Genomic DNA, 25,032 nt, shown 5'->3' on the forward strand with positions numbered 1-25,032 from the left:
GAGGCTCTCGGCGATCACCCGGCGCGGGATGCGCCAACACGGACTCGCCGCGTCTCCCACGCCCGCGTCCACCAGGCCGCGCAGATCGGGGACCGCAAGGGCACCGACGCTCTCGCGACACTCGCGTGGGCCCCGTACTCACCGGCGCGGGCGCCCGCACCCCAACCGCCTGTCGCGGGCGAGCAGGGCTGTCGCGGCGGCCGGCCCGCCGGCCGGCCGCCGTCGCCCATGACGGCGATGCGCGCCGGGTCGACTCCGAGATCGGCCGCGTGCCGGGCCGGCCAAGACCGAATCGGTGAGGTCAGAGGAGTCACAGCGAGATGTTCCGGAGAGCGAGAGCCGCTCCGCCTGCCGCTTCGGTACTGTGACGTCGCATGACCGACACCGAGATCGAGATCACCGCAGACCTGATCCGCGACCTGCTGCAGGAGCAACATCCAGACCTCGCGGGGCTGGCGATCCGCGAGGTGGCGGGCGGCTGGGGCAATCAGATGTGGCGGCTCGGCAACGAGTTGGCAGTGCGGATGCAGCGCATGGACCCCACCCCGGAGTTCCAGCTCAAGGAGCGGCGGTGGCTGCCCGTGCTGGCTCCGCACCTGCCGCTCCCGGTGCCGACTCCGGTGCGGTTCGGCGAACCGTCCGAGCGCTTCCCCAAGCACTGGACCGTGATGACGTGGGTTCCCGGCGAGCCGCTGGATCACGGCTCGATCAGCCGCGGCGCGCACGCGGCCGACACGCTGGCGGGTTTCCTCCGGGCGCTCCATGTGGAGGCGCCCGCGGAGGCGCCGATCGCCACGGACCGCGGTGCCCATCCCAGGAACTGCACGGACGGCTTCGAGAACTTCTTCCAGGCCGTTGCCCCCGACGACATCGCTGCCGACATCCGGGCCGTCTGGGACGACGCCGTTGCGGCCCCCGAGTGGGCGGGCCCGCCGGTGTGGGTGCACGGCGACCTCCATCCCGCGAACGTCGTCGTCTCGGACGGAACGCTCTCGGGCATCGTCGACTTCGGTGACCTGTCCGCCGGCGATCCGGCGTGGGACCTGGCCGCCGCATGGGTGCTGCTCCCCGCGGGCACGGCCTCACGGTTCTTCGACACGTACGCGCATGCGGACGAGGCGGCGATCCGGCGCGCCCGCGGGCTGGCCGCTGTGAAGAGCCTCTTCCTGATGCTCATGGGGCAGAACGGAGACCGGGGCCTTCCCGGCGGCAAGCCGAACTGGGGGCCTGTAGGCCGCGCGGCACTTGATCGTGTGCTGAAGGGCGTTTGACGCGCGCTTCTTCGCACGTGTTCTCGATCTCGGTTGAGGACCATGCGACAGTGCACCTCCGTGGGTCCATCGATCACCACGCGTGGCGGGGATGCCTGGGTCCACGGCCGTATGTCTGCCCGTGGCCCCGAACGAGCCGGCGGAGCTTCTCCTCGGCGCCGGCCAGGCCGGCCTGGAGACCTTCGACCGCGCCGAGCCAGCCTTCCGTCTCGGCTTCGGCGATTCGGGCGATCAAGTTGTCGCGGATCTCGGCAAGTCGCGCCCGTTGGGCCGGGTCAGGTCGCGGGAGCGAGCATCTGACGCAAGCGTGTTCATGAATGCACGGGGCCCAAAAGCGCGTGCGCAGGTGCCGATGGACACCTTCCGCGGCGGGACGGACCGCTTTGTATCCGATCGTGGTGTCGATGCTCTTGTGCCCGCGGATCACCTGGGCGATGTGCAGGGGGCAGGCCGTTCATGATGGCGTCGGTGACGAGGATCCTTCGGAAGCCGGGGTGCTGGTAAGAACGCTGTCACCAGCCGCAAACGAGGAGTGTCACGTGCGGCGACGTGCAGCGGGGTCGCGCTCGGCGACGTGACGGGCGACGGCGTCGACGCCGGGACGTGCGTACCGCTCCAGGGAGCGGACGGAGGCGTGGCGGGAGCGGGCCAGCAACATCGGCGTGGACGTGCCGTCCTCGGCGTCGTGTGTGAGGGCGCTGTGGCGGAGCCGGTGGAGGGTCCAGCCGTCCAGGTCCTCGATGTCTTCGGGTGAGGCGAGCGGGCTGGCCAGCAGCCGGGTGTTCTCCTCGAAGATCTCCTCGGCCCGGCGGTAGGAAAGCCGGGCGCGGCCAGTCTCCGGGCACACGTCGAGCGTCGGTGTCCCGGCCGGGGCCTTGCGGTCGGTGAGGAACAGCGGGCCGCGGGTACGGCGGGCGATGAGGCGGGGCAGGAGCTGGGCGGTGCCGGACTGCCAGTGAATCCACTCCGTGGCCCCGCCCTTGGCGGTGATTTTCCCGCGCTTGTCCTGTGGGTACAGGTCTTCCACGTTCAGGCACAGCACCTCGTCGGCCCGCGCCGCGGACTCGTAGAGCATCCTCCAGAACGTCTTCTCCCGCAGGGCGACGTCCAGGCGCCACAGGGCGGCGATCTGGTTCTCGGCCAGGGCCTTGGTGCGGTCGGGTGGTGCCGGCCGCCGCTCGATGCCGATCGTCGGGTCGCCGCCGATCCAGCCCTGGCGCTGCCACCGGCCGATCGCCTTGCGCGCGATGGACAGTTCGCGGTTGACGGTGTCGGCGTCCATCTCGTCGGCCCGCGCTGCCGCCAGTTCGGCCAGCACTTCCGGCAGTGCCGGGTCGTCGATCGCGGTGACGGGGAAGACGGGCGGCTTCGCGCCGCGGCGGGCGGGTCCGGTCGGCGCGGGTTCGCCGGCGAGCATCCACCCCCAAGTGGTGAGTGAGATCTGGTAGATCCGCGCGGAGGACTTCGCGATGCCCGCGCCGGTGAGGTATCGCTCGACCGCTGCGGTGTACGACGAGGGCGGGGCGGACAGCGGTACGACCCGGGCGCGCGGTAGCCGGAGCGTGCCCCCGCTCCCGGGCTCGGTCACCGGTTCGATCGCCATGCCCGTCCCGGCCTTCCGGCACTGCCGCAGTAAATGCGTACACCTCGCCTGCGGCGGCCGGAGATCCCGCCGCAGGTCGCAATGATCACGGTAGAGGGCCTGCCGCAGTAAATCCGGCATTTACTGCGGCGGGCGCGGCGTCAGGTCTGCACCCGCCGGGCGAAGCGGCGCAGGGCGAGGTGGCCCAGAGCGGCGGTGCCGAGGGTGAGGGCGGTGAGGTAGGCCCAGGTGGGCATGTGGCCGGTGGAGGGTGTGAGGTTGGCGCGTAGACCCTCGCTCATGTAGACGAGCGGGTTGGCGAGGGTCAGGACCTGGACCCAGCGGATCGTGTGCAGAGCGGTCCACGGGTAGTAGACGCAGCCCAGCATGGTGGCGGCGGCCAGGAGCAGGCCGAGCAGCGCCCCGAAGGCGGCGGCGTCGATCGCGGTTCCGAGCAGCAGTCCGAGTGTGGAGGCGAGCAGCGCGCTGAGAATCAGGGTGGTCAACAGCAGGGGCCAGTTGTCGATGTGGGCTCTGGGCGCGTTGCCGGGGGCGTGGACGAGCCAGACGATCGGGACGACGACAAGGGTCGAGACGAGGCCGAAGACCGCGGATGAGGTGATCTTCTGCAGGCCGAGGGCCCAGACGGGCAGGGGTGCCAGGGCGCGGTCGGTGATCTCGCGGCCGGGGCCGAGCTCGGCAGCCAGAGGCCCGGTGACGGACATGATGCTCTGCAGGGTGAGGGTGCTGGCGATCAGGCCGGGCAGAAGGATCGTGGAGAACGAGGTGGCGCCGCCGAGTCCGCTGCCGATGCTGGGCATCACGTAGGCGAAGGCGAAGGTGAACAGCAGCGGCTGGAGGCCGACCTGGACGAGGAGTGCGGGCAGGTTGCGGCCCAGGACGTGGAGGTCGCGCGTGGTCAGCGCGAGGTAGGCGTGCCAGGCGGCCCGGCGGGACGACAGCGGGCGGGGGGTTGTGGTGATGGGGTTCGCGGTGGTCATGGCGTGTAGTCACGTCCGGTCAGGGTGAGGAAGGCGGTCTGCAGGCTGGGGGGTGTGGTGGTGGCGTCGCGGACGGTGAGGCCGGCCGCGCTGCCGGCTCGCAGCAGGTGGCCCAGGATGCCGTCGGGATGCGTGGTGCGTACCCGTACTGTCGGGCCGTCGACGGCCAGGTCGTGGGGGCCGCCGGGGATGCCTTGGAGGGCGTCGGTGGCCGGGGTGGCGTCGGCGTCGTAGTGGACGGTGATGACCGTCTGCGCTCCACTGGTGGCCTTGATGGCCTCGGGGGTGTCGCAGGCGAGCAGGTGCCCGTGGTCGATGACGGCCAGGCGCTGGCACAGGGCCTCGGCCTCGTCGAGATAGTGGGTGGTCAGCACCACGGTCTGGCCTGTCTCGTGCAGGCCGGCGATGATCTGCCAGAGGTCTTCGCGTGCCTGCGGGTCGACGCCGGCGGTGGGCTCGTCGAGGAAGAGCACCTCCGGCAGATGCATCAGGGCCCGGCCGATCATGACGCGTCGGGCCTGGCCGCCGGAGAGTTGGTGGGCTTTGGCGCCGGCCTTGTCGGCGAGGCCGAACTGCTCCAGCAGTTCCAGCGCGCGGTGGCGGGCAGCGGCAGCGGGCATACCGAAGTAGCGGCCGCGGAAGGCGAGGTTGTCCGCCACGCTGAGCGCGCGGTCCAGGGTGTTGCCCTGGGAGACCACACCGATGCGGGACTTCACGCCGACCGGGTCGGCACGCACCTCGCGCCCGGCGACCCATGCCCTTCCGGCGCTCGGCACGACCAGGGTGGTGAGCATGCCGATGGTGGTGGACTTGCCGGCGCCGTTGGTGCCGAGCAGGCCGAAAAACTCGCCCTGGTGGACCGTCAGGTCCAGGCCGTCTACGGCGACAAGGCCGTCCTGCGCGCGCCGATAGACCTTGCGCAGTCCCTCCGTGCGGATAGCTGTCGGGGCGTGGGCCGTGGCAGCGGCCGGGGTGACCGGCGGCGCGGGGGTAGGGGTTGGATTCATGTGGGTGCTCCAGGGTGCGGATGAGGCATCCGTCGGAAGACGTGCGGGGTTATGGGGCGGGGGTGTGCCCGGGGAGGCCGGTGCCGCCGAGGCGGGTCAGCAGGGCCGAGAACTGACCGACGTCCTCCTTGCTCCACGGGGGCGCGGCGAAGATCTCGGCGGCGATCTGCTCGGCTGTGGCGAGTATGTCTGTCAGGCGTGCGCGGCCGGTGTCGGTCAGTGCCGCGTAGGCCACCCGGCCGTCCCGGGCGTCCGTCTCGCGCGTCACCAGCCCGATCCGCTCCAGCGGCGCCAGCCCCCGGGTCACCCCGGAGGCCGTCAGCCCCAGCGCCTCGGCCAGGTCCACCCTGCGCATCCGGCCGCCGGGCGCCTGCCCCAGACGCAGCAGCATCGTGAAGTCGGCCAGGCTCACACCGTGAAGTCCTCCCAAGCTCGCGTCGAACCGCTTCACCAGGGCCGTCTGGGCCCTCACGAGACGCAGGGACGCGTCCAGCGCATCACTCATTGCCACCTCCTTGACTGCTCAAGCTTAGCAGATGCTTGAGTAGTCAAGGATTGGTTTAGTTGATGGCTGTACGGAGCCCTTGGGCACGAGCCTGGGACACCGGGATCCCGCGAGCGGGAGCGTGGAGCTGAGCGCCGTCTGCCCGCTGCAATGCTCAGCGGGGCGAGCGCCTGTGTGCGCCGGGTTGGCGTGGCGAGAAACGCTCGACGCCACGGCGATGGAGGCGCGGCTGAAGGATCAGAGGTTCTTCTGGGCTGCAGCGCGGCGCTGCCGTTTGCCCAGCGGTGCCTGGGAGAGGTCCTCGGCCTGAGAGCGCAGGTTCTTGTAGCCGTAGCCGCGCTCGGTCAGCCACACCTTCGCCGCCTCTTCAGCACGTTCGGATGCCTCCAGGATGTCCTCCTCTTCCTCCCCGGAATCCAGGAATCGGAAGGTGAAGGCGGATCGCGCTGTCAGGTCGTAACTGAGGTGGCCCTCGGGTGTGAAGGCCGCGCGCAGGACGTCGTGCTCTGCGGCGCGGTCCAGGAGTTCGGTTCGTTGATCGGCGCTGAGTCCGTCGAAGACGCCGCGGACCGTGATACGGAAAGTGCGAGTACTCATCCCACGACACTAACCAGCAAGATCGGCGGACTCCACCGTGATTCCGGCGGAAACGACGTGGCACGGCTCTCGATCACGTGGACGGAAAAGGGGTCCGGAGCCGTGGGCGACGCCACCAGGCGGGGAGCGGTGGGTCCAGACGCGCGGGACCTGGCAGCCGTGTGCCGGTGTCACGCCTGCGTGATGTCGGCGCGGTCCGCCCGCCGTGCTGCACCGGCGCAGGTTCATGCGTTCTCCGCGGTGGATCGCGCGGCCCGACCGTCTGCGGCCCGAGGGTGCGGAAGCGTCGACACGGCGAGGTTGAGGCGGGTGTCCATGTCGAGGTTCACCTCACCGTACGGCCGGACGTGGGACCAGAACAGTGGGGTCAGGCCGCGTCGGTCGGCGGGGGTGAGGAGGGCCGCCCACTCCGGTTCGCCGAGGACGTCCTGGAGCATCAGGGTGTTCACGTAGACCAGGGCTGACTGGAGGATGCGCAGGCACAGGACGAACATCTCCTGCTCGTCGCGCCGATTCGAGGCGATCTCTCCGCCCTTGCCGTAGGCGATCACGGAGTTGGCGCCGTTGGAGGACTCCATGACGTTCAGGCCCTCCTCGATCTCCCGCTGAAGGTCGCGCAGCCGCAGGTAGCGGGCAACGAAGATGGTCTTCTGAGCACGGCCGACCTCCAGAATGGCCGCGTAGGTGGGGTGGGAGGCGTTGCGGGTGAAGCGGCGCAGGATCGCCTCGGTGGACGCGGTACGGGTCCGGATCGCGGTCGCGTACTTGATCATCTGGTCGTACTGCTGGGCGATGAGCTCCCAGCGGATCGGACGGGTCAGCGCCGGGGTCAGCCGGGGATAAGCGTCCGGGTCACCGGCCGCCGGCCGGTACAGCTTGACCTTGTTGATCCGCTTGATGCGCGGCAGCAGGTCGAAGTTCAGCAGCCGGGTGATGCCGAAGCCGATTTCCGACTGGCCATGGCTGTCTGTGTAGTTGGCCTCCACCTCCATGGTGGTGCCGTGCCGCATGGCGCCCTCGACCATCGCGGCGACCTCGGAGGCGGTGCAGTTGATGAGCTGGGAGTGGATGGCCAGGGACTTTTTCTCCACGTGCCAGTAGATGAGCACCCCACGGCCGCCGTAGCGCGAGTGCCACTCGGTGAACAGGTTCTGGTCGTAGGCCCGCACATGCGTGGAGTCGGAGGCGACCGCGGTCGAGCCCTGGCCCCACAAGTCGGTACTGCGGGCGGCGAAGGTGGCGTCCGCTATCTCGATGGCGATCTGCCGGGCCGTCTCCGGGGTGAGATACCGGCGGCGCACGTAGCGCAGTTCGTCCTCGGTGTGGCCGTGGCCGCCGGAGGCAACGGCCTTGATCCCGGTGTTCGTACCGTAGGCGTAGATCACCAGGAGCAGGCGCTCGGCCAGGACCTCCGCCGAGAGGGAGCCGCCGCCGGAGACCGAGGTGACCGCGTCCAGGCAGCCCGTGCGCAGGACGGCCTCTTTCAGCATGTCGATGAGCGGCACAACGCCCCACCTGCGCTGTACCTCGGCCTTGATCCTGCGCAGGTTCTTCGGCTCGGGCTGGGCCTCGGCCGGGGTCAGCCGGATCGCCCCGGATTTCCGCTCGGCGATGTCCAGCCAGCTCAAGCGCGGCATCCGGTCGTTCAGCAGGCCCAGTTCGGTGGTCATCTGCTCGCGCAGCTCGTCGACGAAGACGACAGGGTCCAGCGGTTTGCGCAGCTCGCGGTAGTTCTCCTCGCGCCGCTCGGCGAAGTCCTGGGGCAGGTCCTCGTCGGGGTTGCGCCACTTGTCGGCGCCGACCACCCAGATCTCCTTGCACTTGAGCTGGTCGCGCAGGGCCTGGAAGGCGACGACCTCGTAGACCATGCGCACCACCCGGCGCCGGCCGCGCTTGTCGGTGCGGTGGACGACCTCGGCCCAGTCCCCGCCCATCGCCTTGTGCACCGACACGGTCTCAGCCAGCGGGTAGTACGTGGTGTTGCCCGCCGCCGCGTACCGGGCCACCAGCGCCAGCGCCTCGATCACCGGCCGGTGGGTGTGGTTGGACGAGCGGAACTCCAGCACGTCCAGCAGCTTGATCAGCCCGCGCCGGTAGTGGTTGGTGTACGACGCCTTCAACGTCGTCTGCACCGTGCGCCGGTAGACCGGGCCACGGGTCTTGAACTCGTGCACCAGCTCCCGCAGCGTCTGTTCACCGCCGGACACGGCCGGGTAGACGACCTCGCGGACCGTGCCCTCCGGCTCGCCGATCGACGCCTCGGCGAGCTTGAAGAGGATGTTCTCCTTGCCCGACACCTTCTTGAACGCGTTGACCAGCTGCTCGGTGACCTTCTTCTCCGCCCGCGCCCCGATCCGGTGCACCGTGGAGATCAGCAGCTCCACCAGCGTGTCCGTGATCTCCCGCTCCCGCTCGTGCAGCAGCGCGGCCAGCAGCGTCACCCGCAGCGGCAGCGGGTGCGTGCGCAGGTGTGAGGGCGATTCCACCGCGGCCCTCGCCCGCCACCCGGCCACCACCTTCGGCGCGACGTCGGCGAACAGGTCCGCCGGCAGCCCGACCGCCCTCACCGCGAGCAGCTTGTCGATCTCGGTGAGCATCGTCTCCAGGCTCACATTGCCCGGAGCCTCCTTGATCTTCCCCAGGACCGGCGGGCCGTCCTCGCCCTCACCGGGTGCGGCGTCGTCCTCCTGGTCGGCACCGACGACCAGGGCGATGATCCGCTCCGTGCTCTCGACCGTGAGTCGCGCCGAGATCCTTGCCGTCAGCGTCTCCTCGGCCACTCGCAGCGCGGCGCCCACGATCCGGTCGCACCGCCCCGGAGTCGGCGGCTCGATGCTCTCCGTGCGGCAGCGGGCCAGCAGTTCCACCCGTACCTGCTCCGGCCGCCGCTCCTTGCACGCGACGTGCTCGGCGAGCCAGCCCGTCAGCTTGTCCGCGTCCGCGACGCTGCATTCCCGGAAGCCCAGGTGCCCGCGGATCTGCGCGCGGTGGTACTCGACCGTCCGGCCGCTCCACTCGTACGCGTCCAGCTCAGAGGCGGGTACCTGTACCTGCCGGGCGACGAACTCCACCGCCTCGCCCGACAACTCGAACCGGCCCCGGGGAAACCGGCCGTACTGCGTGTAGAACTTCAGCAGCACGGCAAAGCCCAGTCTCGTCGCACCGCGCTTGCCGGACACGAGCCCCTGCTCATCCTTCAACAGAGTCCAGTGCTCGACCAGGTCGTCCAGGTCCAAAGGGGTACGCGCCACGGTTGTCGATCGTCCTCTCGGGGCCTCACCCCGCGCAGCTATACGACCCCGGACTCACCCACACGGGTGGCACCCACGCAAGATCACCGCCGTTTGCGGCTGGTGACAGCGTTCTTACCGGCACCCCAAGCCGTGGGGCGAGACAGTGAGTGCTTCGCCGTCGGCGTTGCTCAAGCCCGTTGCGGCCAGCGCGCTGATCAGCAGCTTTCGGATCGCGGCAAGTCCGACCCCATCGACGCGGAGAACCCCGCCCGCGCGGTCCTGGCCGGCACCACGACGGCGACGCCGAAGAGCGTCGAGGGCACGGTGGAGACGATCTCTATCCGTTGGGGCGGGGTGGTTGGCCGCTGGTGGACTGGCTGGATGAGATTGCTGCGGCGGTGGAGGAGGGCCGGTGTCTGCACCGGCCGCCCGTTGGACATCTCAAGGGGGCTGATAAGTCAAGAGAGCCCACGAGTCTTGATCGCTGCTGAGTCTGTTGATTGGCTGGCCGACATGAACGATCTCGGACCCGTTGCGTGGCCGCCTGCACCGATCAGGACCGAGAGGCTCGTGCTGCGTGAGCCCCAGGCCCGGGACCGTGCGGCGTTCATCGAGCTGCTGGCGTCGCCAGAGGTGCACACCTACCTCGGCGGCCCCCGCCCGCGTGACGAGCTTGAGCGCGAGATGCCCGAGGTGCCCGAGCGGTGGCCCGGGAGTTTCGTCGTTGATCTGGACGGGGCGATGATCGGCCAGATCCTGCTCAGGAGAGCGACGGAGCACCACCGTCCGGCTGCCGTGGGGAAAGTCGATCTCGGCTACCTGTTCCTGCCACGGGCGTGGGGGTATGGTTATGCCGCCGAGGCGTGCGCGGCGGCACTGGACTGGTTCGAAGGCGTCCTTCCCGGTGAGCCCGTGGTGCTCGCCACCCAGACCGCCAATGTCGGCTCGATGCGCCTCGCGGCGAAGCTGGGCTTCGCCGAGGTGGAGCGGTTCCGGGCCTGGGACGCCGATCAGTGGCTCGGCCTGCGGTCCCCGGTACCGCCTTCCGGTTGAGCCCACGCTCGACAGCTCGGAGCTGTCGGAGCGCTGTTGACGAAGCCGGGCGGGTTTGCGGGTCATGCAGGCGCTCGGAGGGGTGATGCGAAGGCGAGTCGCTCGTCGAATGGCTGCCGGTTCTGAAGGCAGTGACGGAGCTGGCCGAGGAAGCGGTTGAGCAGGTGGCGCTGGGCGGCGTGGTGCCAGTCTCCGTGAGCGAGGCCACACCCGCCTCGTTCACCTGCCGGCCGCGTTCGGCCAGCCCGGCGGTCAGAGTGCGGGTGATCTCCGCCACGGGTGCGGGGTCCTCCGTGGCGACATCGAGGTCCTGGCCGGGCCAGCCGACCAGGCCGTGGGCCTGGAAGGCGTGCCCACCGGTGATGACCAGCGGGTCGGGAGAGCCGATGGCCAGGGCGTCGGAGAGGCGCCACGGTCGGGGGTTCCACATAGCGCTGCTGGCCAGGCCCGACGCGAGCTGAGGGGCCCGCTCCGCCGCCGGAGTGAGGTCCCGTACGGCGGGCGAGACGGAGAGGTAGCGGGGAGCGTGTGCGCGGCGCTCCCCGACCCGCACCGTCCGGACTCGTGACGTGGATCGCTCTTCCGGATGTCGGACGCCCTCATGTCTCCTGGAGCGACAGCCCCTAGACTGCTCGTTGCAGCTGGTTCGCCCCGTCCGCCAGACGGGAGCGTCGTAAGAGGGAACCCGGTGGGAATCCGGGACTGCCCCGCAGCGGTGAGCGGGAACGACCGCCGTCATATGCACTGGGCCCGGTGAGAGGGCCTGGGAAGCGACGGCCAGTAGGTGTCCTCCGGAGGAGGACGCGCCTGTGAGTCCGAAGACCTGCCATCTGCCCGCGTACGGACCACCCGTGCGCGGACATCCCGGTGACCTCGAGGGCGGGTCGGCGAACACACCAGGTGAACCACCGTGCTGTGCCGCGCGGTGTCGTTTCCGCCCGGTTCCGTCACCCTTCGCGCTCTCTTCCCGTCGCCGGGATCTCAGGGATTCATCTCGCGAAGGAGATCTCCGTGACAGCGAAGTCCGCAACCGCGGCAGCACGGGCCACCGTGTACGGCTACCCCCGCCAGGGCCCGAACCGGGAACTGAAGAAGGCGATCGAGGGCTACTGGAAGGGCCGCGTCACCGCCGACGCCCTCCGCGCCGGCGCCGCCGAACTCCGCCGGAACACCTGGCAGCAGCTTGCCGACGCCGGTATCCACGAGGTGCCGACGGGGGACTTCTCGTACTACGACCACGTCCTCGACACCAGCGTCATGGTCGGCGCGATCCCCGAGCGGCACCGCGACACCTTCGCGGCCGATGCTCTGGACGGCTACTTCTCCATGGCGCGGGGCACACAGGACGTGGCGCCGCTGGAGATGACCAAGTGGTTCGACACCAACTACCACTATCTGGTCCCGGAGCTGGATCCGGACACGGTGTTCGCGGCCGACTCCGCCAAGCAGGTCGCCGAGTTCGAGGAGGCCACCGCCCTCGGGCTGACCGCGCGCCCGGTTCTCGTCGGCCCCGTCACCTACCTCCTGCTCGCCAAGCCCGCGCCCGGCGTGCCCGCCGACTTCGAGCCGCTCACCCTCCTGGACCGGCTGCTTCCGGTGTACGCCGAGGTCCTGGCCGGTCTGCGGGCGGCCGGCGCCGAGTGGGTGCAGCTCGACGAGCCGGCGCTGGTCCAGGACCGCACCGCCGCCGAGCTGAACGCGGCCGGCCGCGCCTACCGCGAGCTGGGCGCCCTGACCGACCGCCCGAAACTGCTGGTCGCCTCGTACTTCGACCGCCTCGGTGAGGCGCTGCCGGTGCTGGCCAAGGCCCCCGTGGAGGGACTCGCCCTGGACTTCACCGAGGCGGCGGTCGGCAACCTCGAGGACCTGGCCGCCGTCGGCGGGCTGCCCCGCAAGCGGCTGGTCGCCGGGGTGGTCAACGGCCGCAACATCTGGGTCAACGACCTGGAGAAGTCCCTGGCCACGCTCGGCACCCTGCTGGGCCTGGCCCACCGGGTCGATGTGGCCGCCTCCTGCTCGCTGCTGCACGTCCCCCTCGACACGACGGCCGAGCGGGACATCGAACCGCAGATCCTGCGCTGGCTGGCCTTCGCCCGCCAGAAGACCGCGGAGATCGCCACCCTCGCCAAGGGCCTGGCCCACGGCACCGGCGCGATCATCGCCGAGCTGGCCGCGAACCGGGCCGACCTCGCCTCCCGCGCGGGCTCCCCCATCACCCGCGACCCGGCCGTCCGCGCCCGCGCCGCCGCGGTCACCGAGGCCGACGCCCGCCGCTCCCAGCCGTACTCCGAGCGCACCGCGGTCCAGCGCGCCCACCTCCGCCTGCCCCTGCTGCCGACCACCACCATCGGCTCCTTCCCGCAGACCGCCGAACTGCGCACCGCCCGCGCCGACCTGCGCGGGGGCCGGATCGACACGGCCGGGTACGAGGAGCGCATCAGGGCCGAGATCCAGGAGGTGATCTCCTTCCAGGAGAAGACCGGCCTGGATGTGCTGGTGCACGGCGAGGCCGAGCGCAACGACATGGTCCAGTACTTCGCCGAGCGGCTCACCGGCTATCTGGCCACCCAGCACGGCTGGGTCCAGTCCTACGGCACCCGTTACGCCCGCCCGCCGATCCTGGCCGGTGACATCGCGCGCCCCGAGCCGATGACGGTGCGCTGGACGGCCTACGCGCGATCCACACCCATATGTGCTACGCCGAGTTCGGCGACATCGTCCAGGCCATCGACGACCTCGACGCCGATGTGATCAGCCTGGAGGCCGCCCGCTCCCGTATGCAGGTGGCCCGCGAACTCGCCGCCCACGGCTATCCGCGCGAGGCCGGGCCCGGGGTGTACGACATCCACTCCCCGCGCGTGCCCAGCGCGGAGGAGGCGGCCGAACTGCTGCGGACGGGGCTGAAGGCCATCCCCGCCGAGCGGCTGTGGGTCAACCCCGACTGCGGTCTGAAGACCCGCGGCTGGCCGGAGACCCGCTCCTCATTGGCGAACCTGGTCGCCGCGGCCCGCATGGTCCGCGGTGAGCTGCCCGCGTCCTGACCCGGACGACCGGCCGGAGCCGGGGCGCCACACGCTCCACCGGGCGAGCCGCGGCCACCACCAGCCGTGTCTCCGCGTCCACGACGACCTGCGCGTTCACCGAAAACTGGCGGCCGGCTGGGGCGGGACGAACCGGCCCGGGCCCGCTTCGGGCACTGGCTCGGCAATCTGCTCACCGACGGCCACCGGCACTCCCTGACGACCGGAGTGCCGGTGGGCGATGACATCGGCCGCCGCATCGGGGTGACGCTGTTGCTGGGCGTACCGGCGCCGGCCCTGGTCACGGTGGCGGCGCCACGGCGCCCGGCGCCTCACAACCCGCGGGCGAGTCGCTCGAGGGTGTCAGTCACGGGTTCCGCTCTCGACTGCCGGTGACCGGTTCCGGCCCACAGGTGGATCAGCCGAGTGTCGGCGGCCGCGGTGGCGGCCCTGCGGAGGGGGCCTGTGAGGTGGTGGAGAGCGGGGTAACCGGCCGGGGCGATCGGGTCGTACCGGTCGGTGAACTGGTTACGCAGGGCGCGGGCGGGTCGCCCGGTGAAGGCCCGGGTGACGACGGTGGTGTCGAAGGCCGGGTCGACCAGGGCCGCCTTGTGCGGTGCCGACGCCCCGCTCTCGTGGGTGCGCAGCAGGACGGTGCCGGCCATGGCGGCTTCCGCGCCCGCGCCCAGCGCGTCCGCCACATCGGCGGCGGTGGTGATTCCCCCGGCGGCGATGAGGGGCAGGGCGACGGCGCGGCGCACCGCGGTGATGAGGTCGGGCAGCCGGACCGGTGCGAGCGGCCGTGCGGGGGTGAGGGTGGCCGAGTGCCCGCCGGCGGCCGGTGCCTGCACGATGAGCGCGTCGACACCGGCGTCCGCCGCTCGACGTGCCTCGTCTGCCGAGGTGACGCTCTGCAGCACGGTGCTCCCGGCCCTGCGCAGGGCGCTGACGACCGCACGGTCCGGGATGCCGAAGGTGAAGGACACCCACGGGACGGGAGAGGAGGTGAGCAGGTCGATCTTGTCCGTCCAGTGGTCGTCGTCCTCGATCGGCTCTTCGGGCAGCCGGACCTGGTAGCGGTCGGCCTCCGTCTGCATCTCCCGCGCGTACCGCCGGTATGCCTCCCGGGAGATGCGGACCGGGTTCGGGACGAACAGGTTGACGCCGAATGCGACGCCTTCCGCGCGGGTGGTGTGGATCTGCCCGGCGAGTGCCTGTGCGGTCTTGTACCCGCCGGCCAGGAAGCCCAGGCCGCCGGCCCGGGCGGCGGCGGTCACCAGCGCGGGGGTGCTCGGTCCGCCGGCCATCGGCGCGGCGATGAGGGGAAGGTCTGCTCCGAGGCCGGACAGCAGTGTGCTCACGGCACCTCCTTGAGAAGGGTAGGGGGCGTCAGGCCGCCGAGCTCACGGGGCCGAGGTGGTGCGGGAAGCGGACGCAGACGGCGGCGGCCGCGACCGCGGCGGCGACGACCAGCGCGCTGCCCAGCAGGAGCGCCTGGTGGTAGCCGTGAGTCAGCAGTGGGGCGGCGAGCAGCGGGCCGAGGATCTGGCCGATGCTGTATCCGGCCGTCAGCAGGGCAACGGCCCGCGGCACCTGAAGGTGGGCGCCGATGGACAGGGCGATCGTGCTGACGCCCATGAAGGTGGCGCCGAACAGCACGGCGGACACGAGAGCGGGCGCGGCACCGCCGAGCAGGGCCGGCAGGGCGATGCCGACGGCCTGGATGGTCAGCGAGGTGAGCAGCAGGGCCGGCCTGGACCAGCGGCGGGCCAGCCGGGTCCACAGGGCGCACGAGGGAAGTGCGGCGAGGCCGACCACGATCCAGGCCCCGGAGCCGAGCCAGCCCTTGACGCCCTGCTGGATCGCGGCGACGAGGAAGGTGCCGGCGATGATGTAGCCGATGCCCTCGAAGGTGTAGCTGGCGAGCAGCGCGAGGAACCAGCGGTGGGTACGGGGCCGTTCGGTCTGCCCGGCCGTCTCGGCAGCCCTGGGTTCCGGTTGTGGGGCCAGGGGCCAGGCGACCGCGGCGAGGAGGGCGGCGAGGGCGGCGCAGGTCCACCAGGCCGCCTGCCAGGTGGACGCGGCCTGCACGGCGACGACCAGCAGGCCGGACAGGGCGATTCCGGCACCGACCCCGCCGAAGGCCCAGCCGACCAGGTGGTGGGCGTGCGCGCGAAGGCCGGAGAGCATCGCGCTGACGGCGATGACGAAGGTCAGCGCGCTGGTGGCACCGGCCACAAGGCGCAGCAGGAACCAGACGGTGCCCTCGTGGGTGACCGGCATGAGCGCCAGCGTCGCCACCAGCACGACGAAGGAGCCACGCAGAGCCGCGGCCGATCGTATGACGGCGGGTACGGCGATCCCGGCCAGGGCACCTGCGAGGTAGCCGATGAAGTTCGCCGTCGCCAGGTTGGCCCCTTGTGCCGAGGAGAGTCCGGCCTGAGTGTGCATGAGGGGAAGGATGGGGGTGTAGACGAACCTGCCGATCCCCTGTCCCACGGCGAGGGCTGCCGCCGCCTGCGCGACGATCGTCCAAGGAGATCGTGTCCGGGGGCGGGGCGGGGTTGATGACTGCACGGTTCTGGACACCTTCCTGGTGGCTTTCCTGTGGCCGCCGTTCACGCTAGGCAGCGCGTGTACGCCTGTGAAATGCCGGTTAAGCTGCCTCTATGCACAGCAGGCATAGATGCCGGGAAGGGGCGCCAGGAGTATGGACGTCGAACTGCGGCACCTGCGGGCCTTCGCGTCCGTGGCCCGCCATCGCTCGTTCTCCCGTGCCGCCGAGGAACTGCTGATCACGCAGCCGGCGCTGAGTCGTACGATCGCGCAGCTGGAGGGCAAGCTGAGTGTCCGCCTGCTCGACCGGTCCTCCCGGCATGTCGAGCTGACCGGCACCGGCGCGGAGTTCCTCGTACACGCCGAGCGGGTGCTCGCGACACTCGACCAGGCACTCGCCGTCGTGAGCCACCGCGTCACCCTGCGGCTCGGATTCAGTTGGCTGCTGCCCGACCCCTGGGCCCAGCAGACCGTCAGCCGGTTCGAGGAGACCACCGGAGCGACGGTCGCCCTGACCCGGACCGACGATCCCCTCCAGGCGCTATGCCGGCGAGCGCTCGACATCGCGGTGATACGTGGCGACGTCGAGGCGCCACGAGGAGCGCGCACGGTGCACCTGTTCGACGAGCCGCGCATCGCCGTATGCTCCGAACACTCCGATCTGACCCGTTTCGGCCATCTGGACTGGAGGGACGTCCAGCACTGGACCCTGGTCGTCAACACGGTCAGCGGGACGACCGGCCCCTGGTCGTGGCCGGCGGACGAGCGCCCGGCCCAGATCATCGAAACGGCCAACTACGACGAATGGCTGGAGACGGTGGCCGCCAACCGCGGCATCGGCATCGTCCCCGAGGTCGCTCAGCGCCGCACCCAGCACCCCGCCGTGCGCTTCGTTCCGCTGACCAGCGCACCGCCGAGTCCGGTGAGCCTCGTCCACTTCCCCGACGCTCAGCCGACGCTGATCCGACGCCTCCTGGACGCCGCCGCACCGCAATGATCACAACTCCCTGGGTGAGGAGCATCTCTCTGTCGGTGATGGCTGCCATCGCCGGCAATCGTTGGATCTGAAGCCCCGTCGAACCTACTGTCCCCTTAACGCCGCACCGCCCCCGCGCTGAGGGGCGGATGCCTGGACGAAGGGGACTTCGCCTTGCTGACAACGCGCCTTACCCACGCCTTCGGAATCGAGCACCCCGTCGTGCTCGCCCCCATGGACCTCGTCTCCGGGGCCCGGCTCGCCACCGCGGTGACCACCGCGGGCGGACTGGGCCTGATCGGCGGTGGCTACGGCGACGGAGAGTGGCTGAAGCGGGAGTTCGCCGCCGCGGCCGGCACCCGGGTGGGGTGCGGCTTCATCACCTGGAGCCTGGCCCGGCGCCCCGAGCTGCTCGACATCGCCCTGGAGCACCGGCCCGCCGCGGTCATGCTGTCCTTCGGCGACCCGGCCCCGTTCGCCGGCCGGATCCGCGCCGCGACTGTACCGCTGCTGTGTCAGGTCCACACGCTCGACCAGGCACGCCAGGCCCTCGACGCCGGAGCGGACGTCGTCGTCGCGCAGGGTGGAGAGGCCGGCGGGCACGGAGTCGGGACACGGTCGACGTTCACCCTCATACCCGATGTCGCGGACCTGATCGCCGCCCGCTCCCCGGACACGCTCCTGCTGGGCGCGGGTGGGGTGGCGGACGGTCGCGGGCTCGCCGGCGCGCTCGCCCTCGGCGCGGACGGTGTCCTCGTCGGCACCCGCTTCTGGGCGACGGAGGAGGCCGTGGTCTCGGCTCGCGCCCACGCCCGGGCGGTGGCCGCCGATGGTGACGAAACCATCCGAACCAGCGTCTACGACATCGTGCGCAGTTACGACTGGCCCGTCGAGTAAAACGGTCGCGTGTTGCGCAACCGGTTCATCGACCGCTGGCACGGGCGGGAGGCGGACCTCGCCACCCATCTCGCCGAGGCCGCCGCCGCATTCAAGGACGCCGTCTCACAGCAGGACTACGACGTCGCGAACATGATCGTCGGCGAGGGCGTGGGGCTGATCCGGGAGATCCTGCCCGCCGGCGAAGTGGTGCGCCGGATGGCGCAGGACGCCGCAGCCCGCCTCGGCGTATGGGTTCCGCGGACCGCTGCGGTCAGCGCCTGAGCCGGCGCTGTCCCGCTCGAGGTCCGGCCGATGGCCGGAACTCCTGGCCCCACGCTGTGGCCCCAGCGGCCCGGACTCCGGGCCCGTCACCTGAGCGTGAGCGTGTGAACCGGGCACGCCCGTCGGGCACCTCGGCCCGGCTGGAAACTGGTCTTCACCCTCTCCTTGATGCTCCCCCGCCCTGCCGACGTGCCCCTACCGGCCCTACCGGAAGACCTCGCCGCGGCAGCTCTCCCGCACGTGGCGGCCCTCGCAGCGGGCGCGACCCTGGCCCTGGCCATGGCTCGCGGCGCAGGCCAGGACCGCCACGCCGGAGCGGGCACGCCGCGGGTACAGGAAAATCAGGAGTCCGCGTCTCCCGAGTCGGAGGAGCCCTGAACCGAACGGCGCCTGGTACGCGCCGCGCTGAAGCGGAGGAACTCCCCGACCGTCAGCGTCACCAGGGCCAGTGCCTGCACCCAGCGGGGGCCGCCACCCCGGGAAGTCCACCAGACGCACCCGCAGCCGCCGATGACGGCGACGAGGAGGAGGGACAGGACGAGTAGGGCCATGGCGGGGTCCTCACGGTCAGTGCTCGGGCGACAGGACATCCGCCGGCTCGGACGGGCCGGGCGAGGGTCGCAAGCTCGTCGGCGAGAGCGGTGTCGGAGTGGTACTTGGCGGGGTCGGAGGAATATCGCGGTGATCGTCGGTTCCACCGGATAGGAAGACGACGACTACGGCGGTGACGTTCCCGCCACGAGTCGATCTCTTCGGACAGGTCGTTCGCCGCGAGGCCGGGACCGGGACCGGAGGTGACGAGCGGGAGCGTGGCGACCACGGACGGATCTCCTGACGTGCAGAGAGGAACAGGGGTGCGTCCAGGCAGCGGGGTGAGCACGATCGACGCCCCGATCCGAGGCCCCGGGACAGGCAAGGAGGTGGGCCTGCGCGAAAGACGGGACGTCCTCAACTCCCCCACGAACACTGGAAGAAGTTATTCATTTGCTCTACCTTGCACCGGTGCTTCGACATCATTCCCCGCCACTGGTCAGCACGCCCACCGAGACCGCGATCCTCACCCCGCTCCTCCCGGAGGGATCTCAGCAGAGTGGCACTGGCACAGCGAGCGGGGCTCTCCTCGACGGCCGCCCGGCTCGGTCACCTTCGTGCCGACGTGCGTCCGGTCACCTTCGTGCCGACGTGCGTCGTCGGTTCCATAGGAGGCGTCGACACCTTGTGGGGCACCTGCCCTGCCGAAGCACGCCCTCGGTCGTCATGTTCCTCATCGCCCAGCGCTACATCGTCGAGGGGATCGCCACCGGCGGCCTCAAGGGCTGATTCACCACCCCCACGACGCCCCGCACCCCGCACCCCGCACCCCGGAGCAGGTACACGCACTCCTTCCGGAAGGAGCCTCCTGTGTTACCTCACACGCTGTTCCAACGCGCGACCGCGGCCCTGGCCACGTTGTCCGCACTGCTCCTCGGCGCCCCGAGCGCCGCCGCCACCGCTCCACCCCTCCGGCCCGCCGCGGCAGAGGCGGTGGCACCGCCCACCCCCCTCACCGGCGCGCAGCTCTCCGCCTCATGGTCCGGGCCGCTCAGCACCCGGGGCCGCTGGATCGTGGACGCCGACGGCAACCGTTTCAAATTGACGTCGGGCAACTGGGAGGGCGCCCAGGGAACCTGGACCGGCAGCGGAGACATCAACGATCCCGCCAACCACGCCCACGCCGAACCCGGGTACAGCATGCCCCTCGGCCTGGACCGCGCACCCATGTCAACGATCCTGGCCGACTTCCACAGCCTCGGTCTCAACAGCGTCCGGCTGCCGTACTCCAACGCGCTGATCCACGACACCGCCCCGGTCCCCGACGCCGCCGTCAAGGCGAACCCGCGGCTGAAGGGGAAGACCCCGCTGCAGGTCCTCGACGCGGTCGTCACGGCGCTCACAGCCGACGGCTTCGCGGTGATCCTCAACAACCACACCACCACCGCCCGCTTCTGCTGCGGCCTCGACGGCAACGAGCGCTGGAACAGCGGCCAGACCACGCGGCAGTGGGTGGACGACTGGCTGCTCATGGTGAACCGCTACAAGACCAACAAACGGGTCGTGGGTGCCGACCTGCGCAACGAGGTCCGCCGCGACACCTGGGACGACCCCAACTGGGGCTGGTACAACGAGCACGACCTGTACGCCGCGTACGAAGAGGCCGGAAACCGGATCCTCGAGGCCGCCCCCGACATGCTCATCATCATGGAGGGCATCAACTGGTACGGGATCCCCTTGGACGGGCTGCCGCACGGCCGGCCCGGCCTGAAGCCGGTGGCCACCCTCTCCCACACCCTGATCCGGTCGGACAAGCTCGTGTACGCCGCGCACTTCTACGGCTACACCGGTCCCGCCAACACCGGGGCCTCCAGCGGCCCCGGAGCCACCGGCGACCCCCGCTACGAGGACTTCACCGCCGAGCAGCTCGCCCAGGTGGTCGGCTCCGAGGCCCTCTTCGTCACCAGGGACGGACAGCACTTCACCGCCCCGGTCTGGATCAGCGAGTTCGGCGCAGCCGGCCGCGGCTCGACCGACGCCAAGGAGCAGACCTGGCTCCACCGCTTCACCGACATCCTCGTCGCCAACGACACCGACTTCGCGATCTGGCCCCTCGTCGGCTGGCTCGACGCCGACGGCAATCAGATGGACAACTGGGCCCTGCTCGGGTACGGCGCGAGCGGCGTCCGCCACGGCATCCAGGACGGCGGCGACTGGCGCGCCGACGACTGGAACAGGCTGGTCACCGCCCCGGGCAAGACCGGACCTGTCGCACCCACCCCCCGCTGGAACATGCTCGACCTCGACCACGCCGACTACAACGTCTCCGCCACCATGCCGGCGAAGCCGGACTGGTCACCGGGCAACCGCAAAGGCAACTGTCCGGACAGCCAGCGGCTGGTCGGCCTCGGCCGCGGCGACAGCCGAGGACTGTGCACCGACGCCGGCCAGCCGACGAAGGGGCACGGCACCTGGACCGTCGTCACCGACGAGCGGTACGTCACCCGCGGCGACTGGGCGAGCGGCTACACCAAGCTCCAGTGCCCCGATGACACCTTCGCGGTCGGCTACAGCGTGCACAGCAACGCCATGACGGCCCTCCTGTGCGCCCCCGCAGCCGGCTCCCTGCCCACCACCGGCCGCACGGTCTGGTTCGACCGCGGCGACAACCGCCCCGCCACCGGGGGCTCGACCGGCAGCGACTGGGCGCCGGGCCACTACAAGGGCCAGTGCGCCGACGACGAGTACCTCGCCGGCGCTGCGTACACCTGGAAGTGGAACCACGGCGGCGTCCCCGACGCCCTGCTGTGCCGCCCGCTCGGCTGAACCAACCGTCACCCGTACTCCGGTACTCCGAAGAGCGCCACCCGACCGCCTCGTCCAGGATCAGGACCCTTGGCTCCACCGTCAACGCCCGTGCGATGGCCGGGCGTTGGCTGGTGGCCACCGAGTACGGCGGCCCGAATCCCGCCTCCTGGTGGCCGAGCCGTCCGTCGCGGCCGAACGCCGGCATCAGCGGGATGTCCTCGGGTACGGGGTGGGGTCGGGCTCCTGGACCGCCGGGTCGTCGCGGCCATCGTGCATGATCCGCCGCTGGTCGCGGTCCAGCGCCGGCAGGTCCCAGCGGGAACCCTCAGGACCTCCGTTGTCGCGATCCGAAGCATGGGTCAGGGCCGCCTCCGCTGGTGGTCCGCACCGGATAGGCCCTGTTCTCCCGAAGCTACGGCGAAGTGACAAGTAGCTCTCTGTAATCAGAGTGACGCTCGGTCGGGGACAGTGGAGCGGGGTCCGGGGACTTCGCCGGCGTGGAGGGCGGCGAAGTCGGCGTGGGCGGCCTCGACGGCTTCGATGCTGGCGACAGAGGGGTTCTGTCCCTTGCGCTTGCCGGTGGGGATGACCAGGTCGGGCTGGATCTGCTCGACGGACTCGCCGCCTGCGCGGCGACGGAGCACGGTGTGGAGCATGTCGTCGGTGATGACCGGGGGCCGGCCGCCGTGCTTGCCCTTGCGGGCCGCGGTGTCGAGCCCTTCGAGCGTGGACTCGCGGATGTTCTCCCGCTCGGTCTCCGCCATCGCGGCGAAGAACGCGAACAGCAGCTTCCCCGGGCCAGTCGGGTCGTAGATGCCGGGCAGGGGCCCGGCGAGCATCTCCAGGACCAGGCCGTGGGCGGTGAGGTGGTCGGCGAGCGCGGTGAGTTCGGCGGCGTCGCGGCCGAGACGCTTCATCTCGTACACGGTGAAGATGACCCGGCAGTGCGGGGCGTGCGCCTTGACCTCCCGCGCGGTCCGCAGCGCCTCCTCGAACCTCGGCCGTACGCGGACCCGGGTGCTGATCTTCTCGCTGAAGATCTTGTCCCTGGGGATGCCGTGCTTGCTGAGCGCGTCGAGCTGGGAGTCGAGTTCCTGCCCGAGGGTCGAGCACCTCGCGTACCCGATGCGGATGTCCGCGCTCGGCAGGTCCGGGTCGATAGGCGCCGGCGGCGGGGTGCCGGGCCGCCACGGCCGGCCCGGGCCGCGGTCGGCCGGGGTCGGCACCCGCAGCGCCTTCTTCAGCCGGGGCACCATGGTGAAGCGGCGGGTGTGGTAGGCGGAGGCAACCGCGCCGCCGCGCGAGCGGCACGGTGAGCCGGGCTGCGCGTCGCACTTCGGACAGACGTGCTGTTCGACCTCGTCGGCGTCCGACCGATCGGTTGCGGAGGGCTGCTGAGGATCCGTCACGGGCCCGGATTCTCGCACAATGCAAGTCTCAGAAGGGGGTCCGTTCCGCTTTTGAGTGAGAACGTGTTCTGAGAACCAATCCGGGATTGACGGGGGTTCGGCGACTCATAATTGATCTTGCTCGCGCAAAGGACCGTTTGCGAGAGCCCGCGGTCCGCGATCGCGTCCTGCGGCCCGAGGGTTTGGTTGCGGGAGGCGCCGCCGGGTTCGAGCTCGGTGACGCCGGGGTTGGGAGCCCGCCGTGCGGAGGTGGAACGCCTCGGGTGGCTGCGGCCGGGTATGGCGTTGGGTTACTGGGCGGTGTAACCGCCGTCGACGGGGAGGGCGACGCCGACGACGAAGCTGGCGCCCGGGCTGCACAGCCACAGGACGGCCTGGGCCATCTCCTCGGCGGTGCCCAGACGGCCGATGGGCTGGGTGCCTTCGGCTTCGGCGCGGTCGAGTTCTCCCTTGGCGATCATGTCGCGGACCATGGGGGTGTCGATGGTGCCGGGGCAGATGGCGTTGATGCGGATGCCGCGCGGGGCGTATTCGAGGGCGGCGCTGGTGGTCAGGCCGATCACGCCGTGCTTGGAGGAGTGGTAGGAGGCCCGTCCGGGGATGCCGACCAGGCCTCCGAGGGAGGAGCAGTTGACGATGGCTCCGCTGCCTTGTGCGCGCATGTGGCGCAGTTCATGCTTCATCGCGGCCCAGACGCCGCGCAGGTTGATGGCGTGGACCTTCTCGAACTGGTCGAGGGGTTCGTCGGCGGCGTCGGTCGGCGGGATCTGGATGCCGGCGTTGTTGTAGGCCATGTCGAGGCGGCCGAAGGTGTCGACCGTGCGGTCGACGGCGGCGGCGACCTGGTCCTCGTCGGAGACATCGCAGACCAGGGCGAGGGCCTTGTGACCTGCGTTGGTGAGGTTCTTCGCCACGTCGGTCACCGCGGCCTCGTCGACGTCGGCGAGGGCGACCGCAGCGCCGGAGGCGGCGAAGGCACGGGCGGTGGCCAGGCCCATGCCGGAGCTGGCGCCGGTGATGAAGGCGACCTGGCCGGTGAAGTTGTAGGTGGGGTTCATGAGTTACTCCTTGCGGGTCGTGCGGGGAGGTGGTGGTTCAGGAGTGCAGTGACGTCGCTTCAGCCCTGTCTTGCGGTGCTGGGGCCCCTGTGTCGACGGCCCCCCGGGCGACGACGCGGGTCGTGCCGCGTTTGGCGGAGGGGGCCAGGGCGGTCAGCGGCAGCAGGGTCAGGGCCGCGAAGAGCGCGCCGACGAGGGCAGGTCCGGTGACGCCGAGGGAGGAGGCGAGGGCTTGGCCGGCGAGCGCGGAGCCGGCGGCGATGCCGGTGTTGTAGGCGGACGTGGTCAGTGCCGAGGTCAGGGTGGGGGCGTCGCCGGCGAAGCGGACGGCGAGGGCGGTGACGACAGGGTTGATCGTGAACCCGGCCAGCGCCATGAGGAAGATCAGGGCGACGGCGGACGCCGGAGTCGTGGAGAGCGGGATGAGGGCGAGCAGGGCCAGCGCGGTCGCCGCGGCGGCCGGAATCGTCGTGGCCATCGGTCGGCGGTCGCCGAACCGGCCGCCGATCGCGGTGCCGCCCAGCGCGCCGGCGCCGAAGGCGACCAGGACCAGCGGCACGGCACTGGCCGGGATGCCGGCCCGCTCGGTCAGGAGGGGGGTGATGTACGTGTAGGTCGCGAGGACGCCGCCCATGATCAGGACGGCGGCGGCCAGCGCCAGCCACAGCCGGCCCTGCCGCAGCGCACGAATTTCGCGGCGCACGGAAATCCGGGCGTGCTGCTCCATGCGGGGGATGAACCGGCCGATCACCATGGCGCCGAGCGCGGCCAGGATGGCCAGCGCCCAGAACAGGGCGCGCCAGCCGGTGATGTGCCCGGCCAGCGAGCCGACGGGGACGCCGACGACGTTGGCGAGGGTCAGACCGCCCATCATCACGCTCACGGCCCGGGTTGCGTTCGCCGGCCCGGCGGCGGTGGTGGCGATGACGAAGCCGACGGCCCAGAACGCGCCGGTGGCCAGGGCGGTGACGAACCGGGCGGCCAGGACGACGGTGAAGGAACTGGTGAGGGCCGCGACGACGTGACCGGCCGCGAAGACCGCCAGAGCGAGAACGAGGGTCAGGCGCTGGGGCATGCGCAAGGTGGCCAGGGCCATGGCCGGTCCGCCGACGATCATGCCGACGGCGAAGGCGGTGATCAGCAGTCCGGCGTGGGAGACGCTGGTGCCGAGGTCGGGGGCGATGTCCGGGAGGATCCCGGCGATCACGAACTCGGTGGTGCCCATCAGGAAGGTGCCGGCGGCGAGCACCACACGACGAAAGGC

At 70.9% G+C, this 25,032-nt stretch carries 19 protein-coding genes, 2 pseudogenes and 1 riboswitch; of the genes and pseudogenes, 8 read left to right on the plus strand and 13 right to left on the minus strand.

All coding sequences use genetic code 11. From position 1 onward, the window contains the following. The first annotated feature begins 374 nt into the window (after positions 1-374). Together AXW62_RS00290 and AXW62_RS44775 are read left to right on the plus strand one after the other, a co-directional pair. On the plus strand, positions 375-1,271 hold the full coding sequence (locus AXW62_RS00290; RefSeq protein WP_060942656.1) for an aminoglycoside phosphotransferase family protein: 897 nt from the start codon (positions 375-377) through the stop codon (positions 1,269-1,271). A 121-nt stretch (positions 1,272-1,392) separates the two neighbouring features. Then, positions 1,393-1,731 (plus strand): hypothetical protein, encoded by a 339-nt coding sequence (locus AXW62_RS44775; protein WP_174556333.1) that lies wholly within the window; start codon positions 1,393-1,395, stop codon positions 1,729-1,731. Between the two features lie 75 nt (positions 1,732-1,806). On the opposite strand, the gene AXW62_RS45305 is transcribed toward AXW62_RS44775, so the two are convergent. From AXW62_RS45305 to AXW62_RS00320, 6 genes are all read right to left on the minus strand, one after another. Beyond that, entirely contained in the window at positions 1,807-2,874 is a 1,068-nt protein-coding gene (locus AXW62_RS45305) for a tyrosine-type recombinase/integrase (RefSeq protein WP_252368451.1), read from the minus strand. A 140-nt stretch (positions 2,875-3,014) separates the two neighbouring features. Next, complete coding sequence (locus tag AXW62_RS00300; RefSeq protein ID WP_060942657.1) at positions 3,015-3,854, minus strand: ABC transporter permease; 840 nt, start codon at positions 3,852-3,854, stop codon at positions 3,015-3,017. After that, positions 3,851-4,861, minus strand: coding sequence for an ABC transporter ATP-binding protein (locus AXW62_RS00305; protein ID WP_060942658.1), 1,011 nt, complete (start codon positions 4,859-4,861; stop codon positions 3,851-3,853). The genes AXW62_RS00300 and AXW62_RS00305 overlap by 4 nt, the downstream gene beginning before the upstream one ends. Positions 4,862-4,910: 49 nt before the next feature. Beyond that, positions 4,911-5,366: a MarR family winged helix-turn-helix transcriptional regulator gene (locus AXW62_RS00310; RefSeq protein ID WP_060942659.1), complete on the minus strand. Its 456-nt coding sequence runs from the start codon at positions 5,364-5,366 to the stop codon at positions 4,911-4,913. 237 nt (positions 5,367-5,603) lie between these two features. After that, positions 5,604-5,963 (minus strand): DUF6204 family protein, encoded by a 360-nt coding sequence (locus AXW62_RS00315; protein ID WP_060942660.1) that lies wholly within the window; start codon positions 5,961-5,963, stop codon positions 5,604-5,606. Between the two features lie 224 nt (positions 5,964-6,187). Continuing rightward, positions 6,188-9,214 carry a Tn3 family transposase gene (locus AXW62_RS00320; RefSeq protein WP_060942661.1) on the minus strand — a complete coding sequence of 1,009 codons (3,027 nt, stop codon included), beginning with the start codon at positions 9,212-9,214 and terminating at the stop codon, positions 6,188-6,190. A gap of 495 nt (positions 9,215-9,709) precedes the next feature. Between AXW62_RS00320 and AXW62_RS00325 the strand changes: the two genes are divergently transcribed. Beyond that, a complete protein-coding gene (locus tag AXW62_RS00325) occupies positions 9,710-10,249 on the plus strand; it encodes a GNAT family N-acetyltransferase (RefSeq protein ID WP_060942737.1) in 540 nt (179 codons plus the stop codon). 62 nt (positions 10,250-10,311) lie between these two features. Here AXW62_RS00325 and AXW62_RS40140 read toward each other — a convergent pair. Further along, positions 10,312-10,446: pseudogene (locus tag AXW62_RS40140) on the minus strand (IS110 family transposase); the annotation flags it as partial. A 428-nt stretch (positions 10,447-10,874) separates the two neighbouring features. Further along, a riboswitch (cobalamin riboswitch) is annotated at positions 10,875-11,094 on the plus strand. A gap of 166 nt (positions 11,095-11,260) precedes the next feature. Here AXW62_RS40140 and metE point away from each other — a divergent pair. Further along, a pseudogene (gene metE, locus AXW62_RS00335) lies at positions 11,261-13,290 on the plus strand (5-methyltetrahydropteroyltriglutamate--homocysteine S-methyltransferase). A gap of 311 nt (positions 13,291-13,601) precedes the next feature. Here the strand turns inward: metE and AXW62_RS00340 are convergent. After that, on the minus strand, positions 13,602-14,630 hold the full coding sequence (locus tag AXW62_RS00340; RefSeq protein WP_060942663.1) for a nitronate monooxygenase: 1,029 nt from the start codon (positions 14,628-14,630) through the stop codon (positions 13,602-13,604). Between the two features lie 28 nt (positions 14,631-14,658). Then, a complete protein-coding gene (locus AXW62_RS00345) occupies positions 14,659-15,846 on the minus strand; it encodes a YbfB/YjiJ family MFS transporter (protein ID WP_060942664.1) in 1,188 nt (395 codons plus the stop codon). A 133-nt stretch (positions 15,847-15,979) separates the two neighbouring features. On the opposite strand from AXW62_RS00345, the gene AXW62_RS00350 reads away from it, so the two are divergent. The 3 genes from AXW62_RS00350 to AXW62_RS45315 all read left to right on the plus strand — a co-directional run bounded on the left by AXW62_RS00350 (position 15,980) and on the right by AXW62_RS45315 (position 17,962). Then, positions 15,980-16,822 (plus strand): LysR family transcriptional regulator, encoded by an 843-nt coding sequence (locus tag AXW62_RS00350; protein ID WP_060942665.1) that lies wholly within the window; start codon positions 15,980-15,982, stop codon positions 16,820-16,822. Between the two features lie 153 nt (positions 16,823-16,975). Continuing rightward, positions 16,976-17,698, plus strand: coding sequence for a nitronate monooxygenase (locus AXW62_RS00355; RefSeq protein WP_252368452.1), 723 nt, complete (start codon positions 16,976-16,978; stop codon positions 17,696-17,698). Between the two features lie 9 nt (positions 17,699-17,707). Continuing rightward, positions 17,708-17,962 carry a hypothetical protein gene (locus AXW62_RS45315; protein WP_252368453.1) on the plus strand — a complete coding sequence of 85 codons (255 nt, stop codon included), beginning with the start codon at positions 17,708-17,710 and terminating at the stop codon, positions 17,960-17,962. Positions 17,963-18,303: 341 nt separating this feature from the next. On the opposite strand, the gene AXW62_RS00360 is transcribed toward AXW62_RS45315, so the two are convergent. Beyond that, positions 18,304-18,513: a hypothetical protein gene (locus AXW62_RS00360; RefSeq protein WP_060942666.1), complete on the minus strand. Its 210-nt coding sequence runs from the start codon at positions 18,511-18,513 to the stop codon at positions 18,304-18,306. Positions 18,514-19,363: 850 nt separating this feature from the next. Here AXW62_RS00360 and AXW62_RS00365 point away from each other — a divergent pair. After that, positions 19,364-21,319 carry a glycoside hydrolase family 5 protein gene (locus AXW62_RS00365; RefSeq protein WP_244502708.1) on the plus strand — a complete coding sequence of 652 codons (1,956 nt, stop codon included), beginning with the start codon at positions 19,364-19,366 and terminating at the stop codon, positions 21,317-21,319. A gap of 425 nt (positions 21,320-21,744) precedes the next feature. Here AXW62_RS00365 and AXW62_RS00370 read toward each other — a convergent pair whose 3' ends face one another. From AXW62_RS00370 to AXW62_RS00380, 3 genes are all read right to left on the minus strand, one after another. Then, a complete protein-coding gene (locus AXW62_RS00370) occupies positions 21,745-22,710 on the minus strand; it encodes a recombinase family protein (protein ID WP_060942667.1) in 966 nt (321 codons plus the stop codon). 290 nt (positions 22,711-23,000) lie between these two features. Then, complete coding sequence (locus AXW62_RS00375; protein ID WP_060942668.1) at positions 23,001-23,768, minus strand: glucose 1-dehydrogenase; 768 nt, start codon at positions 23,766-23,768, stop codon at positions 23,001-23,003. A gap of 37 nt (positions 23,769-23,805) precedes the next feature. Beyond that, positions 23,806-25,020 carry an MFS transporter gene (locus AXW62_RS00380; protein ID WP_252368454.1) on the minus strand — a complete coding sequence of 405 codons (1,215 nt, stop codon included), beginning with the start codon at positions 25,018-25,020 and terminating at the stop codon, positions 23,806-23,808. Between the last annotated feature and the right edge of the window lie 12 nt (positions 25,021-25,032).

Source organism: Streptomyces hygroscopicus subsp. hygroscopicus (assembly GCF_001553455.1).
GTDB lineage: Bacteria > Actinomycetota > Actinomycetes > Streptomycetales > Streptomycetaceae > Streptomyces > Streptomyces hygroscopicus.